The organism is Opitutus sp. sgz309028 (assembly GCF_059821195.1).
Genome location: NZ_JCAMRR010000003.1, coordinates 482,304 through 496,988, shown reverse-complemented (window position 1 = coordinate 496,988; position 14,685 = coordinate 482,304). Strand labels below are relative to the sequence as shown.

Here is a 14,685-nt window from a genome sequence, read left to right as displayed (position 1 = left end):
ACGCTTCGCTGCTTCCATTTTCCTCCGATCCTTTCATCGTCACGGCCAACCATGGCCGCCCCCGTCACCGTCTACTCCTACGCCAAATGCAGCACCTGCCGCGACGCCGCGAAATGGCTCGCCGCGCATCGCGTGCCGTTTGTCGAGAAACCGATTTACGAAACCCCGCCCACCCCCGCCGAACTGCGGCGCATGCTCGCACTCCAGGGCGGAGCGCTCCGGCGGCTCTTCAACACCTCCGGCATCCAGTATCGCGAGCGCGGCCTGGCGGCGAAACTGCCCACGATGACCGAAGCCGAGGCGCTCAAACTCCTCTCGAGCGACGGTCGTCTGGTAAAACGTCCGTTTGTGCTCGCCGCCGATTTCGGTCTCGTGGGTTTCGACCCCGACGCGTGGGCCAAGGCGTTCAAGCTTCGGCCTGCGAAATAAACCCGCCGGATCGCGCGGCACCTCTCCGTGCGTATCCAAATAGTGGATCGAGGCGTCGTGCCGCCTAGCGCGGCGCCGTCGGGTTCACCGCGATCAGCTCGACTTCAAAGATCAGCCCGGAGTTCGGCGGCACGTTTCCGACCTTCACGTGCCGGTAGCCCAGCAGCGGCGGGATGAAAAATTCAGCCCGGCCGCCCGCCTTCAGCGCCGGCATCGCCGCCGCCCAGCCGGGAATCAACCGGTTCACAACGAAATCTTCGGGCTGCCCGCGCTCGCGGGAGCTGTCGAAGACGGTTCCGTCCTTCAACGTGCCCACATAATGCACGCGCACCGTATCGGTCATCGCGGGCGCCGCGCCGTCACCTTCTTTCACAATACGAATCCCCAGTCCGCTGGAGCGCCAGACGATCTCCGGTGCCGCCGCTCGCGGGCCAAACAGCTCCACCCGCCGCGCCGCGGCGGCGTCCGCCACCGCGGCTTCCGTCACCTCCGGTGGTTTCGGCCCGCAACCGACGCCGACGAACGCTCCGGCCATGCTCAACGAGATCCAGATCAAGCAGCGTTTCATGGCAGGGATTTGACTTCTTCGTTCCGAAGCGGGCCAGCCCAAAGCGGACGGCCGCAACCGCACTTGCGCCAACCCGGAAACCGGCGATCTTTCGTGAAGCCGATGAGCACCCGGATTCCTTTCAACGAAGATGCCGTCTGCAGCGCCTGCGGCTGTTTCGGCGCTTACCAGTTCGACGGCCGCGTGCTGTGCGCGGAGTGCTATGCAGGTTGCGGCGCGTGTTGCGCCGAGTTCGCAGGTTTCGATTTGACGGCGAGCGCCGACGAAGCGGCGTCCGAGGCGCCCGAGGGCGGCCGTCGAGACGTGCCGCCGGAAACGCCCGCCGAGCTGCGCTTGTAAGCGTTTTTATTTCGCGGCGCGAACCGTCTGCCTTCCCGCGGCGAGTCCGAGCAACGATCCCGAGAGGAAGCCCGTCACGTGCGCCAGCACATCCACGTGCTGACCGCCCGCACCGAACAATCCCAGCACCACCGCGCCCGTCGCCGCCGGAACGAAAAACGCGCGACCTCGTCCCCGTCGCGAATCCGTTGATGCGATCAGCACCGCCCGCGCCGTCAGCAATCCGAGCGCGGCAAAGACGGCGGTGGAGGCGCCGATGGACCGGTAATCGCCTGAAACATGCGCGGCGGCGACGGCAAGATTGCCGAGCAGGCTGGAAGCGAGGATCAGCAGCCAGCCTCGTCCGCGACCGAACTCCGCCAGCACCGCCGCGAACACGAAGACGCCGCTCACCGCGTTGGCGACCAGATGCGCGATGTCGGCGTGCAGAAACAACGCCGTCAGCGGCCGCCAGGCTTCACCCCGGCGGAACAGCGCGACGGGATCCAGCGCGCCGAGCGCGATCCAGCGCGGATGGATCGTCTCGAGCCAGAAACAGCCGGCGATCGCGAGCACCCAGCAAAACGGAGTAGCGAACTCGAATTGCCGGAGTGGCGGAGCCGCCGTCTGGGACGATCGCGCACTTTCGCGTTCGAAGCAGTCGAGTTCCACCCGCACCCGCGCCGCCGCATGACTTTCCACCAGCAGCCGGTAGCCGCCCGCGTCGTCCACCAACCAATAAGCCTCGCCGATCGCCAGGACGACCAATCCCCGCTCCGCACCTTCGCTGGCCGTGGCATAGACGCCCACCTCCACCCAGCCCTCCGGCACGGCGAAGGCCGCCGTCGGGACCGTGGCGTTGGAATCGGACATCATCCGCGCAGCCTATGAGGCCGCGACGAAAACGCCACCCCCGGCGCGGCACGAGCAGAAGCCAACGTCGCTAGATGAAAAATTGCTCCGAAATGACTTTGCCGTCCTTCACGTGATACACGCAAAGCTCGCCGACATTCATCCGGCCCTGACCTTTCATCGTCACGTCCATCTGCATCGTGCAGGCGAACACGTTGCCCGCGATCAGCGGATCGGATACGTTGAGTTGGTGCATCTGCTCGACGGTCGCGACGAACTTGCGGCCTTTTTCGACGATGGCGGGCAAACCCCGCGTTTCTTTCGGCACGTCGTCCGTCGCATACGGTTCGAGGCTGATCGCATCGTCCGCGTAAAGCTCGCGCTGAGCGGCTTCCCATTTCTGCTCGCGGCTCAACGCCACGAGTCGTTTCGCAATGGCTTCAGTGTTCATAGGGGAAAACGAATTGGGTTGGCAGCGGGCGATTGTCTGACCGGAGCGCGGGACCGAGGTTCGCGAAATCGATCCGATCCCGCGCCGGTTCGGCGAACACCCCTGCCGTTCGTTGCAACCGGCCGCGATTTCGCGACGGCTCACCCGCCGCAACCGCGCTCGACCGCCTTCGCGAGCTCGTCTGGCGAGACGTCGCGAATATGCGTCGCGATCGACCAGCGATGACCAAACGGATCTTCGACGATCCCATAGCGATCGCCCCAGAACGTATCTGAAAGCGGCATCGTGACTTTCGCCCCGGCCTTCACCGCGCGCGCCACGACGGCGTCGGCATCCTCGACATAATGATGAATCGTCACGGGAGAACCCTTCAGCGCGTGCGGCCCGAACGAGCCCCACTCCGGAAACTCCTCGACGAGAAAGACGGACGAATCGCCGAATCGGAGATGCGCATGCATCAGCTTTCCGTCCGGGCCGGGCACTCGCAGCACCTCCTCCGCGCCGAACGCCTCCCGATAAAAATCGATGGCTTTCGCCGCTTGGGCACAAACGAGATGCGGCGTGATCGCGCGCATCCCGGCGGGGATCGGAGGAACGGACGGAGCGGATGAAACGGAAGATGTAGTGCTCATGTGGATAACAGGGTTGAAGATTAAGGTCCGACGCCGGAATGGCGCCGTTCCCTGTTCCAACGAACGAGCGCCTCGATTTCGGACGTCGACCCGCTGGCGGGCCCGGCGGCGAGACACAAAACGTTGCGCTGCCGCGGAAGCCTTGTCCTTTTTGCTCCGCGTCGTCCGTTGAGATATCGGAATCCATTCCTTCCCATGGAAACACATCCCGCCGCCCTTCCCTTCCTGCTCCTGTTCCGCAACTCCGGCCCCGAGACCCACCAGCATCTCTCGCCCGAACAGCGGCAGCAATTGATGGTTCGCTGGAACGCCTGGTATGATCGCCTCGCCGCCGCCGGCAAGGCGGTGGAAGGCCAGCCGTTGGAACTCGAGCGCCGCGTCGTCTCCGGTCCGCGCGGCGAGCGCGTCACCGACGGCCCGTTCGCCGAAACCAAGGAGGCGATCGGCGGCTATGTGAAGCTCATGGTCAGCGGTATCGAGGAAGCGACGGAGATCGCTCAGCAGCACCCCGGCCTTCCCTATGGCTTGAGCATCGAGATTCGAGAAATGGCGTTCAGCTGCCATCTCGGCGTCACGGCCGGACACGGCGCCCCCGCGGAGCGCGCCACGTCGCCCTGATCCGCGGCCACGTCTCATCCGGTTTTATTTCCGTGGCCGCCGACAACGTTTCTCCGCCTCCGCCCGACACGCCTGCGGCGCCCGCGTCGCAACCGACGCAGCTGGTGGAGCATTTCTTCCGCCACGAAACCGGGCGGCTGCACGGCGCGCTGGTTCGCCTGCTGGGGGTTCACAACCTTTCGCTCGCCGAGGACATCGCGCAGGAGGCGATGCTTCGTGCGCTGCGCACCTGGTCGATGGGCGGCGTGCCGCCCAATCCGTCCGCGTGGATCACGCGCGTCGCCATGAATCTCGCCAAGGACATGCTGCGGCATCAGCGGATGTCCGGCACGAAACAGCCGGCGTTGATCACCCATTTCGAGCAGATCCTGCCGCAATCGCCCGCGGCCTCGATCAACGAATGGGAGATTCGCGACGACGCGCTGCGGCTGATGTTTGTCTGTTGTCATCCCGCCATCGCGCCCGACGCGCAGGTCGTGCTCGCGTTGAAAGTGATGGGCGGCTTCAGCACCGGCGAGATCGCGCGCGCGTTCCTCACCAGCGAGGCCGCGATCGAAAAACAACTGACGCGCACCAAGCAGCGGATCAAGGAAGCGGGCATCGGCTTCGATCTGCCCGAGGGCGAAGATCTCGCCGTGCGCGTCGACGGGGTGCTCGCAGCGCTCTATTTGTTGTTCAACGAAGGCTACAAGGCCTCCGCGGGCGACCGCCTGTTGCGCGAGGAATTGTGCGCGGAAGCCATCCGGCTCGCCTCCTTGCTCGTCGAACACCCCGTCGGACGCACGCCCCGGGGCAACGCGCTGCTCGCGTTGATGCTGTTCACGGCCGCGCGATTTCCGTCGCGCGTCGACGAGCAGGGCGATCTCCTCCGACTCGACGACCAGGACCGTTCCAAATGGAACCGCACGATGATCGACCGGGGCCTCGTTCATCTTTTTCAAGCCGCGCAAGGCACCGAGGTGAGCGAGTATCATCTGCAGGCCGGCATCGCCGCGTGTCACTGTCTCGCCCCCGATCACGCATCCACCGATTGGGCGCGCATCCTTCGGCACTACGACGAACTCTATCGCCTCAAGCCCAGTCCGATTGTCGCGCTGAACCGGGCCGTCGCCGTCGCCTATCTGCAAGGCCCGGAGGCGGGGCTTCGCGCGGTCGACGAGATCCCGCAACGCGACCGCCTCGATTCACACTACCTGCTTCACGCGGTGGTCGGCGAACTCCGCTGGCGGGCGAAGGACCACCGCGGCGCCGCTGAGAGCTTTCGTCGCGCTCTGCAACTCGCGAAGGTCGGGCCCGAACAGCTCTACATCACACGGATGCTCGAGCGCGCGGTAGATCAGGGCAACGACGTCGGTTGAACGCAGCGGCATCGAGCTGCGATTGTCCGCTCTGGTCAGATGTCCGGAACGGCCGCGGCGACTCGTTGAAGGAAGCGAAACTCATCACTCCTTCCCACCATGTTCCTGAAAATCCTCATCGCCCTTTCGGTCGTCGTTCTTCTTTTCGTCGCGATCGTGGCTGTCCAGCCGTCGCAGTTCCGCACCGAACGGTCGCTTGCGATTGCCGCCCCGCCCTCCGAGGTGTTTCGCCGCGTCGACCACCTGCGCGAGTTTCAGCGCTGGAACCCATGGAACAAGGTCGACCCGAAGATGCGCACGAGTTACTCGGGGCCGGACGCAGGCGTCGGCGCCGCGTATGAATGGGAGGGCAACCACCAGATCGGGTCGGGACGCATGACGATCACCGAGAGCCGTCCCGTCGAGCGCGTCGAAATGCGGCTGGATTTCCTCAAGCCCTTCCCGTCCGTCTGCACGGCGGAGTTCACGTTTCAGCCGCAGGGCGGGAGCACCGTCGTGACCTGGAGCATGTCCGGCGAACGTTCGTTCATCCCAAAGGCTTTCGCTCTGTTCATCGACATGGACAAAATGATCGGCTCGCAATTCGAAGCCGGCCTGCGCGACCTGAAGACGATCGCCGAAAACGCGCAGCGCTGAGGCGGGCAGCCTTTCGAGCGCGCAAAAAAGCCGCGGCAATTTGCCGCGGCTTTTTGTTCAAAATGACGCAAAGCGCGCGCTCACTGCTTCAGCGTGGCGCAGAAACGCGCGAGCCGCTCGACGCCCTTCTTGATGATTTCGTCGGACGTCGCGTAGCTGAGGCGCAGATAACCTTCAGCGCCGAACGAGCTGCCGGGGACCGCGGCGACCTTTTCCTTTTCGAGCAGGCGCGTGCAAAAATCGGCATCCTTCAAACCGAAACTCGAGATGTTCGGGAAAAGATAAAACGCGCCTTGGGCGAGCAGGCAGGTCACGCCCGGGATCTTGTTGAGTTCGGCGTGCAGGAGCTTCCGGCGGCGGTCGAACGCCGTCATCATCGTCTTCAACGCGGCGGCGGTCTTTTCCTTTTCCTTCAGCGCCGCGAGCGCGCCGTATTGGCCAAACGTCGTCACATTCGACGACATCTGGCTTTGCAATTCCGAGATCGCTTTCGCGATCGGCAGCGGCGCCACGGTGGTGCCGATGCGCCAGCCGGTCATCGCGTAGGTTTTCGAAAAACCGGCGACGATGATCGTGCGCGCCTCGGCCTCCTTGCTGAGCGTCGCGACGCAGGTGGGCTTCGCGCCGTCGTAAACGAGATGCTCATACATCTCGTCGGACAGGATGTAGAGATTGTGCTTCACCGCGACGGCCACGATCGCCTCGAGCTCGGCGCGGCTGTAGACGGCACCCGTCGGATTCGACGGGGAATTCAGGATGACCAGCTTCGTCTTCGGCGTGATCGCCGCCTCGAGCATTGCGGGCGTGAGCCGGAAGCCGGTCTTGTCGTCGGCCAGCACGAACTTCGGCACGGCGCCGGCGAGCTTCACCATTTCGGGATAGCTGACCCAATACGGCGCGGGCACGATCACCTCGTCGCCCGGCGAGCAGGTCGCGAGCACGCCGAGGTAACAGTTGAACTTGCCGCCCGGTGAAACGACCACCTGTTCCGGCGCGACGGTGAGCGAATATTCGGCGCCGTAGCGTTCCGCGACGGCCTTGCGCAGCTCGGGAATGCCGGGCGTGGGCGCATACTTCGTCTTGCCGGCCTTGAGCGCCGCGATGGCGGCCTCCTTGATGTGTTCCGGCGTGTCGAAGTCCGGTTCGCCGGCGGCGAAGCCGCAGACGTCCTCGCCCGCGGCCTGGAGCGCTTTCGCCTTCGCGTCGATCGCGAGCGTCGGCGACGGCGAGACATTACGAGCCCAAGTGGAGAGCGGGAGCGGTGAGGTGGACATGCGAGGAAAGGCGTCCACTAAAACGAAACGCGCCGGGCAAAAGCAAGCCCGGCGCTCGTGAAGGAATCCGGCGGCCGCTCGCCGCCTGGTTTCCGTTTACTTCTTTTTCTTCGCCGGTTTTTCCGGCAGGTCCTCGAGCGCGAGGCGAAGAAGTTCGCCGACGCTCGCATCCTTCTTTTTCGCGTAGCGTTTCAGCATGCCGCGCTGATCGGTGGAGATGCGAACCGAAATCTGGCGATGCGGGACCGAGACCGGCTTGCAGCGATCGAAGTCAAACCGGTCCATCGCCAGCCGCACCACTTCACTGGCGGACTCGAGGCCATAACCGGAACGAAGTGTATCGATTTTCTTGATAAGATCGACGGGGAGGTCGAACGTCAGCGGGGCGGAGCTTTTCTTTGTGCGAGTGGCCATAGGAGAAAGCAGGAGTTTGGGAGAATCGGCGCAGGCCTTCAGGACACACGGACTTGCGCAGCGAGCAATGTTATTTTTTTCGAGGGCACGAGACCCGGAGGATGTAGTGCTTCCGGCACGTCGTTTCAGACCGCCAGGAGCTCATTTCGTAGCACAGCATAGGCCTCCGCCGGCGCGGATACAACCTTCCATGCTTTCATCCGCACCTTTTCGGGTGGGACGCGTTCGTGCGTGATCAGCAGGGTGCGCACGCCGAGCGCGGCGCCCGCCAGCACATCCACGTCCGCGTCGCCCACGAAGACCGCGTCGGCAATATTGACGCCCAGATGATCCAGCGCCGCCTGCAAGCCGGCGGGATCGGGCTTGTGGGACGCCAGGTCGTCGCCGCAGACACAGGTTTGCACCCAGTCGGCGAAACCATGTTCCTTCAGTAACCACGCGGTGGATTCACGTTCGCGGCCGGTCCATAGCCCGACGGCAATCGCGGCGGCCCGCAGCTCCGTGAGCAAAGGCAACGCTCCCACGAAGGGCCGGATCGCGTCGCGATGCTCCGCCAGGTAGTCCTGCAAGCGACGTAAGGCCTCCGCCGCCACCGCAGGATCCGGGATCAGGTCGTTGAAATACCGTTCCGGCGGGCCGCCCAAGCCGTCGAGGATTTCCTCGGGTGTCAGGCTCGGATGGGAAGGCGCCAGCGCGTGCGCGTAGGATCGCAGGACCAGCCGCATGCTGTCGATCAGCGTGCCGTCCAAATCGAAAATCACGCCCCTTGAAGTGCTCATGGCTCGATCGGAAGGATGTCGGTGGCGGACGGCGGCGGGATATCGTCCGCCAGGCGCGCGGGCTCGAACAGCCGGGATGAAAAGTCCAGCCCGAGCGCCGCGCCGGTCACGCTGAATCGCGTCTTGTTTCGCGTCGCTTCGTCGCGGACGTCGATCGTCTTCACGATCCATTGCTCGCCCACCTTCTTCAGGTCCACCACGGAAAGGGTTTTGCTGACGCGTCCATCCGCGCCAAGCAGCTCGGTCTGCACCAGCGCGTTGAACTGCGTATCGAGGTGCACCCGCACGCCGGAGAGTTGCGGATACCGCGCGGCGAAATCCGCCGGCGGCCGCATCACGAGCACGTGCGCCGGACGCCCGCGAAAACGCACGATGCCCTGATACGCGAAATCGTTCCAGTAGAGGAACGGCATCTGCAGGTCGAACGCTGTGAGCTCGGCTTCCGGCACAAGCGGCTCGAACAACGCGGAGACATTCAACATCGCGACGCCCGCGCCTTCATCCCAGCGCCACGCCGCCGAGCGAACTCCATTTTGAATCAGCAGCCGGCGGCGGAGCGCGTCCGCTCCGTTGCCCGTGCCGGGCAGCGCGAGGCTGACGCGGTTGACGAGACCGGTCTCGTTGCGCGTGCCCCAGAGCTGGCCGGGAATCGTGCGCTCGGGACCGCGTCGCGGCATGATCCGCAGTTGGAATTGCAGGAAGTAATCCCCTGCGATGCCGAGACGCCGCATCTGCTCGAGTGCGGTGCGCGCTTCCGCGGGATCGGCCTTGCCGGTTTGCAACAAAGGCGGCGGCGGCTGTCCGCGCTGGGCCAGCGCAACCGGCAACGCGCCGCTCACGACAGCCAAAAAGCAAAGCGCCCGCCAAATGAGGGCGGGCGCGGTTCTAAAAGGATTTCCAGCCATCGAACTACTTCTTGGTCTCCGCCGGCGTGGTGTCGGTCGCCGGGACCGTGGCCGGAGTCGGGCTGGCCGGCGCGGCAATCGTGGGCAAGGCGCTGCCGGACGCGGCGGTCGCCTGCGTGCGCTGGTGGATGCGGCCGAGATAAAGCAGGAAGGCGAGAACGAAAAAGGCGATCGAGAGATTGATCGTGGCCTTGCTCAACACGTTGCTCGTGTCGGCGCCAAACGTCGCCTCGGCCATGCCACCGCCCATCGCCGCACCCATGCCGCCGTCGTTTTTCGCGCGCTGCATCAGGACGATCATCACCAGCAGGATGGAGATGACGATCAGGACAAACGTGAGTATGCCGAGGAGAATGCTCATGTGAAAGGGGTCAGAACATCAGGCGCACCCTCGCTTTGTCAATGCGGGGCTGCGGAGCTGGCGGAAGAAGTGACGTCAGGAATGCCTCAAGCCTCCACGCCCAGTTTTTCCAACAGGCGCTGCAGGTCCTCGTTGCCCCGGTATTCGATCACGATGCGTCCCTTTTTCGGCGTGTGCAGCAGTGCCACCCGGGCTCCCAGATGGGACGTGAGCTTCTTCTCGATTCCGGCCACGGCCTCGGCGTCTTTCGCGGGCAGGTTGCGAGCCTTGGCCGGACGCGCCGGCGGGTTTCCGGCCACCGCCTTGCGGTCGAGCACGAGTTTCTCGGTGGCCCGGACGCTCAAGCCTTCCTCGATGATGCGGCGTGCGAGCACCGTGCGCTGCGCCGGATCCTGCACGCCCAAGAGCACCTTCGCGTGACCGACGCTGAGGAGATTGCGGGCGATGAAGCCCTGAATCTCCGCGTCGAGCGCGAGCAGACGGAGGGCGTTGGCCACCGTGGCGCGGCCTTTGCCCACGCGATCGGCCGCGGTCTCCTGCGTCAGATCGAAATCGCGAATCAGGCTCGCGAAACCGTGCGCTTCCTCGATCGGATTCAGCCCTTCGCGCTGCAAGTTCTCGATCAAGCCCAGCGCGGCGGAGGAGGCGTCGCTCGCCTCCACGACCCGAGCCGGGATGGCCTTGATTTTCAGGTGCTGGAAGGCACGCCAGCGGCGCTCGCCCGCGATCAGCTGAAACTTCTCGCCCACCTTGCGCACGACGACGGGCTGCAACAGCCCTTCCGAGCGAATGCTCTCCGCCAACTCGTGCAGCTGCTCCGCGGTGATCTCGCGTCGCGCCTGATACGGGCTCGGCTCGATCGCGTGCACGTTGACCTCCTGGTATCCGGGCGCTCCGGCCGGCTGGGCCGGCGCCGGCGCGGGCGTCGCCGCCGCCGCCGTGGGCGCGGGAGTCTGGGTCTTCGGGGCGGCCGGCACAGCGCTGGCGATCAAACCGCCGAGTCCGCGGCCGAGGCGGGATTTGGGTGCTGCGGACATGAAATTATTTTCCTCCTGGAATGAAGAGCGTCTGCCCCACGTTGATGCGCGAGGGATCGGAAAGCTTGTTGGCGTTGACGATATCCTGAACCTTCGAGCCGGTCTTCTTTGCGATTTCCGCGAGGGTGTCGCCTTTCTGCACGGTGTAACTGATGCCGTCTTTCGGATAGTCCTCCGAAAAACTCGTCTGCACCGGCGCCCGCGTCGCCATGCCGCGGGCGAGCGAATCGATCGCGGCATTCGTCTGCTTCGCCAGCCGCTCCATCTGCGCGCTCACCTGCTGCAGCGTCTCATTCTTCGTCGCCGCGGCGCTGGACCGGATGCCTTGATTGAGCGTCGTCACCGCCTCGTTCAGCTGCTGCAAGGTCACGTAAGAGCGTTCGGCGTTGCCGGCGCGGCTGCGCAATTCGGCGTTTTCGCGCTCGAGCTGCTCGACGCGCAACGTGAGCTCACCCACGCGCAGCGAAAGTCCGCGCACGTCCTCGCGCAGGTTGGCGATTTCGATCTGCGCAAACGTGGACGGAGTGCTCGCGCCGGCAGCCAACACAAAGATCCACCACACTCGTTTCAACATGCGGCGCAGAATTGGAGAATCTCCGCGCGAAAACAAGCATGACTAGGCCGCCGGCGGCGGGGTCTTTTTTTTGAACGGTTCGCGCGCGACCAGTTCGGTCGAAGGCATCGAGGGCAGGAGCGTTCCGGGCGGAATCGGAAAACCGCGAAGAAACTCCGGCGCGGGCAGCATCTTGCCGCCGGGCCGCTGCAGCTTCCGCACCCGCAACACGCCCGCGCCGCACGCAATCAGCAGTCCCTCGGCATCCGCGCCGAGCACGGTGCCGGCGGCTTTCGTCGTGTCCGCTGACACCGGGGTGTCTCCGGTCCCGGTGACATCGGCCAGCCCGAATTTCACGAGGGTCCCGCTAAATTCCACGCTACACGCCGGCCACGGAAAAAGGCCGTTGATCCGCGCTGCGAGCGTCGATGCCGGCACGTGGAAATCCAGCGCGCCATCTTCCTTTTCCAGCTTCCGACAAAACGTCGCCGCCGCGTCGTCCTGCGGCGCAAACACCAGCGTGCCGTCGCGCACGCCTGGCAGCGTGCGCTGCAACAACGGCACGCAGGCCGCCGCGAGTTTTCCTTCCACATCGAGCGCGGTGTCGAGCGGCGCGATCGGAACGCGTTCGACGTCCGCCACCGGACCGGCATCGAGTCGACGGACCATCCGCATGAACGCCACGCCCGTCTCGCGTTCGCCGTTGGCGATTGCGGTTTGGATCGGTGACGCGCCACGATAACGCGGCAGAATCGAGGCGTGCAGGTTGAAGGTCCCGAGCCGCGGCGTCTCGATGAAGTTTTCCTTCAAGATGTGACCGTAAGCCACCACCAGGGCCACGTCGGCGCCGAGCATCGCATAGTGCACGCGCACGTCGTCGGTCAGCTTGTCCGGCTGGTAAACGGGAATGTGCCGCTCGAGGGCCCAGGCCTTGATGGCGTTGGGCGTCACCTTCTGACCGCGCCCCGTGGCGCGATCGGGCTGCGTGAACACCGCGATCACTTCCGCGAGCGCCCGCCCCTCGCCCGCCAGCCAGTCCAGCAGCGGCCGGGCGATCGGATCGGAGCCGAGAAATACCAGTCGAAGCGGCGTCACGCGAACTGTCAGCGTTTCTTCAGCCAGCTCTGCACGGCCGTCGCGAGCTTCGCGAACGCCGCGTCGGTCGACGGCTTCGGAAGCCCGTCGATCACCGTCCAGAATTCGACGTGCGAAACCGTCGCGCCGGGAGCCAGCGGCCCGAACGCGCCGAGCGTCTCGAGTTCGATCATCTCGCCGTTCGTGAACGTCTCGAACGCGCAACCAAAATCCGGATACGTCGCGCCGGCGAGCACCGGCGCGTATTTCACGAAGGTCGCGCCTTCGTTCCAATACGCCGACCAGCCCGGATAGTTCGTGATGCCGAGCTTCTGCGGTTTTTTCGCCGCCGGCACGTCGATGCCGATGAAATCCCGGTGGAGATCCCACGCCGGCAATGACAGATCCGTGTAGGTCCACGGCACGAGTGAGTAGCCCGGCAGCAGGTCGCCCGCCGCATGATCGCCCTTCGGCAACAACGGCAGCACGCCGTAGCCGCCGGCACGCAGCATCGTGAGCGCCCACGGCGCACACTCAACCGCCCACAATCCGCGATTGGTGAGCCGGTGCGTGACCTTGACGGTGCGGTCGTTGACGAACTCGAGAGCCATCGCCTTCACGAGTCCGGTTTTCTCCTCGACCGGCTGGGTCAGCGAAACGCCCTTCGGCAGCGGACGCACCGCGAGCGGCGCGTCGTCGGTCTGGTAGGTCCGCACGCCGTGCTCCGGCGAATGCCAGAGGCGGTGACCGCCGCGCAGCGCGTAGCCGTTGAGCCGCAGGTCCTCCGGCAGCTCGAGGAAGAGATTGCGTTTGCGACCGGCGGTCGAGCGCAGCGATACGACGCGCGGCCCCACGGACGTGGTGACAATCAGCTCCAGCGCGCGCGTGGCGAGCTTCAGCGCATCGTCGCCGCGGTAATCAGTCTTCGAGGGTTTCATGCGATTCTTTCTCCTCCGCGTCCTCGCGGGTGCGCCACTTCGGCGTCACCGCGACGCCGCGCGCCGCCTTGCCCGAATACGGTGTGCCGGGCTCGTGCTTCTCCTTGCCGACGAGATCGAAATAGATCGGACAGCCCTTCAAATCGAACTCCTCGACCAGTCCCGCCTCGAGATAGCGGCGATACTGCTCCGTCAGCTTCTCCTCGCGGTTGCAGAACAGCTTGATCCGGAACGGACGGTTGCCGGTCTGCGTCGCGTAATAAACCCGGAAGCGTTTCCCGCCGACCGCCGGTGGCGGCGTGCGCTCCGTCAAGTATCCGAGAATCTGATTCAGCTTCGCCGTCGGCAGCTTGGCGTCGAGCTGGCGGTTCAGTTTCACGGCGGCGTTCAGCATGCGGTCGACTTCGTAACCGCTCACCGCGGAGACGAACACCACCGGCGAACCGGGCGTGAAGTACAGGCGGTCGAAAAGCGCAGCCTCGTATTTCTCGCGGTAGTCGCGCTCGCTCTTGTAAGGCTCGAAGCCGCCCTTCGCCTTGAAGGCCTTCTTCACGAGGTCCCACTTGTTCACGACCACCACGATCGGCTTGTGCTCCTTCACCGCTTCGCCGGCGATCGCCTTGTCCTGCTGGGTGACGCCGTCCATCGCGTCGAGCACGAGGAAAACGACGTCCGTCTGCTTGATCGCGTCGAGCGAGCGCAGCCGCGAAAAATATTCGACCGGCGAGGCCAGCTTCGTCGCGGCCTTGATGCCCGCCGTGTCGATCAGGCGGAACGGGTACATCTTTCCGTCGCGGCCGCGAAACTCGAACGGCAGCTCGATCGCGTCGCGCGTGGTTCCGGGCACATCGCTGACGATCAGGCGATCGCTCTGCAGCAGCCGGTTGCTGAGCGAGGACTTGCCGACGTTCGGCCGGCCGATGAAGCAGATGCAGAGCGGATCGGCGGCGGTCTTCGCCGGAGCCGGCTCCTCCGCCTCGGCCGGACCCAGCGCCGCGAGGATCGCGTCGCGCAGCTCCTGTTCGCCGCGTCCATGTTCGGCGGATACACGCAACGGCTCCCCGAGGCCGAGCCGATACGCGTCGGCCAGCTCGATCTTGTCGTCGCTGAAGTCCGCCTTGTTGATGACGAGCCGCACTGGCTTGCCGCTCCGGCGCAGCATCGCCGCGATTTTCTCGTCGAGCGCGGTGACGTTTTCCAGGCCGTCGATGATGAAGAGGATCAACCCGGCCGCTACGATGGCGAAATCGACCTGGGTTTCCGAGGCCTTGACCAGCATCGATGGCGTGTCGCCGCCTTTCAGGCCGAGGCCGCCGGTATCGAGAAGCGTGTAGCCGCCGTCCGCGATCTCGGTCGAGATCACGTCGCGCGTGACGCCCGGCTGGTCATGGACGATCGAGATGCGCTTCCGCGCCAGCCGGTTGAAAAGGCGGCTCTTGCCGACGTTGGGTCGGCCGACGATGGCGACGGTGCGATTCATGAGTGATA

The 14,685-nt window shown here is 65.0% G+C and carries 19 protein-coding genes; 5 read left to right on the top strand and 14 right to left on the bottom strand.

Annotated elements, in window-relative coordinates; all coding sequences use genetic code 11:
- Window positions 1-51: 51 nt before the first annotated feature.
- The gene (locus AC6RV7_RS13740) at window positions 52-429 is read left to right on the top strand and encodes an arsenate reductase family protein (RefSeq protein ID WP_500094577.1); all 378 of its coding nucleotides are present in this window, start codon (window positions 52-54) and stop codon (window positions 427-429) included.
- A gap of 64 nt (window positions 430-493) precedes the next feature.
- Here the strand turns inward: AC6RV7_RS13740 and AC6RV7_RS13735 are convergent, their stop codons facing one another.
- The gene (locus AC6RV7_RS13735) at window positions 494-997 is read right to left on the bottom strand and encodes an FKBP-type peptidyl-prolyl cis-trans isomerase (protein WP_500094576.1); all 504 of its coding nucleotides are present in this window, start codon (window positions 995-997) and stop codon (window positions 494-496) included.
- Window positions 998-1,099: 102 nt separating this feature from the next.
- Here AC6RV7_RS13735 and AC6RV7_RS13730 point away from each other — a divergent pair, with 102 nt between their 5' ends.
- The gene (locus tag AC6RV7_RS13730; RefSeq protein WP_500094575.1) at window positions 1,100-1,336 is read left to right on the top strand and encodes a hypothetical protein; all 237 of its coding nucleotides are present in this window, start codon (window positions 1,100-1,102) and stop codon (window positions 1,334-1,336) included.
- 6 nt (window positions 1,337-1,342) lie between these two features.
- Here the strand turns inward: AC6RV7_RS13730 and AC6RV7_RS13725 are convergent, their stop codons facing one another.
- The 3 genes from AC6RV7_RS13725 to AC6RV7_RS13715 form a co-directional block, all read right to left on the bottom strand.
- Window positions 1,343-2,191, bottom strand: a complete 849-nt coding sequence (locus tag AC6RV7_RS13725) for a rhomboid family intramembrane serine protease (RefSeq protein ID WP_500094574.1) — start codon at window positions 2,189-2,191, stop codon at window positions 1,343-1,345.
- Between the two features lie 67 nt (window positions 2,192-2,258).
- A complete protein-coding gene (locus AC6RV7_RS13720) occupies window positions 2,259-2,618 on the bottom strand; it encodes a SnoaL-like domain-containing protein (RefSeq protein ID WP_500094573.1) in 360 nt (119 codons plus the stop codon).
- A 140-nt stretch (window positions 2,619-2,758) separates the two neighbouring features.
- Entirely contained in the window at window positions 2,759-3,250 is a 492-nt protein-coding gene (locus tag AC6RV7_RS13715) for a VOC family protein (protein WP_500094572.1), read from the bottom strand.
- 195 nt (window positions 3,251-3,445) lie between these two features.
- Here AC6RV7_RS13715 and AC6RV7_RS13710 point away from each other — a divergent pair, with 195 nt between their 5' ends.
- The 3 genes from AC6RV7_RS13710 to AC6RV7_RS13700 all read left to right on the top strand — a co-directional run bounded on the left by AC6RV7_RS13710 (window position 3,446) and on the right by AC6RV7_RS13700 (window position 5,862).
- A complete protein-coding gene (locus tag AC6RV7_RS13710) occupies window positions 3,446-3,868 on the top strand; it encodes a YciI family protein (RefSeq protein WP_500094571.1) in 423 nt (140 codons plus the stop codon).
- 32 nt (window positions 3,869-3,900) lie between these two features.
- Entirely contained in the window at window positions 3,901-5,226 is a 1,326-nt protein-coding gene (locus AC6RV7_RS13705) for an RNA polymerase sigma factor (protein ID WP_500094570.1), read from the top strand.
- 99 nt (window positions 5,227-5,325) lie between these two features.
- Window positions 5,326-5,862, top strand: a complete 537-nt coding sequence (locus AC6RV7_RS13700) for an SRPBCC family protein (protein ID WP_500094569.1) — start codon at window positions 5,326-5,328, stop codon at window positions 5,860-5,862.
- A gap of 80 nt (window positions 5,863-5,942) precedes the next feature.
- Here AC6RV7_RS13700 and AC6RV7_RS13695 read toward each other — a convergent pair whose 3' ends face one another.
- The 10 genes from AC6RV7_RS13695 to der form a co-directional block, all read right to left on the bottom strand.
- Entirely contained in the window at window positions 5,943-7,136 is a 1,194-nt protein-coding gene (locus tag AC6RV7_RS13695) for a pyridoxal phosphate-dependent aminotransferase (protein ID WP_500094568.1), read from the bottom strand.
- Window positions 7,137-7,232: 96 nt separating this feature from the next.
- Window positions 7,233-7,550: a ribbon-helix-helix domain-containing protein gene (locus AC6RV7_RS13690; RefSeq protein ID WP_500094567.1), complete on the bottom strand. Its 318-nt coding sequence runs from the start codon at window positions 7,548-7,550 to the stop codon at window positions 7,233-7,235.
- Between the two features lie 125 nt (window positions 7,551-7,675).
- Window positions 7,676-8,329 (bottom strand): HAD family hydrolase, encoded by a 654-nt coding sequence (locus AC6RV7_RS13685; protein ID WP_500094566.1) that lies wholly within the window; start codon window positions 8,327-8,329, stop codon window positions 7,676-7,678.
- The gene (locus tag AC6RV7_RS13680; RefSeq protein WP_500094565.1) at window positions 8,326-9,168 is read right to left on the bottom strand and encodes an outer membrane lipoprotein-sorting protein; all 843 of its coding nucleotides are present in this window, start codon (window positions 9,166-9,168) and stop codon (window positions 8,326-8,328) included. Before AC6RV7_RS13680 ends, AC6RV7_RS13685 begins: the two co-directional genes overlap by 4 nt.
- 70 nt (window positions 9,169-9,238) lie before the next feature.
- Entirely contained in the window at window positions 9,239-9,595 is a 357-nt protein-coding gene (gene secG / locus AC6RV7_RS13675; RefSeq protein WP_500094564.1) for a preprotein translocase subunit SecG, read from the bottom strand.
- A gap of 86 nt (window positions 9,596-9,681) precedes the next feature.
- Complete coding sequence (locus tag AC6RV7_RS13670; protein WP_500094563.1) at window positions 9,682-10,632, bottom strand: ParB/RepB/Spo0J family partition protein; 951 nt, start codon at window positions 10,630-10,632, stop codon at window positions 9,682-9,684.
- Window positions 10,633-10,636: 4 nt separating this feature from the next.
- On the bottom strand, window positions 10,637-11,206 hold the full coding sequence (locus AC6RV7_RS13665) for a LysM peptidoglycan-binding domain-containing protein (protein WP_500094562.1): 570 nt from the start codon (window positions 11,204-11,206) through the stop codon (window positions 10,637-10,639).
- A gap of 42 nt (window positions 11,207-11,248) precedes the next feature.
- A complete protein-coding gene (gene fmt / locus AC6RV7_RS13660) occupies window positions 11,249-12,280 on the bottom strand; it encodes a methionyl-tRNA formyltransferase (RefSeq protein ID WP_500094561.1) in 1,032 nt (343 codons plus the stop codon).
- A gap of 8 nt (window positions 12,281-12,288) precedes the next feature.
- The gene (locus tag AC6RV7_RS13655) at window positions 12,289-13,197 is read right to left on the bottom strand and encodes a hypothetical protein (RefSeq protein ID WP_500094560.1); all 909 of its coding nucleotides are present in this window, start codon (window positions 13,195-13,197) and stop codon (window positions 12,289-12,291) included.
- Complete coding sequence (gene der / locus AC6RV7_RS13650) at window positions 13,178-14,677, bottom strand: ribosome biogenesis GTPase Der (RefSeq protein ID WP_500094559.1); 1,500 nt, start codon at window positions 14,675-14,677, stop codon at window positions 13,178-13,180. Before der ends, AC6RV7_RS13655 begins: the two co-directional genes overlap by 20 nt.
- Between the last annotated feature and the right edge of the window lie 8 nt (window positions 14,678-14,685).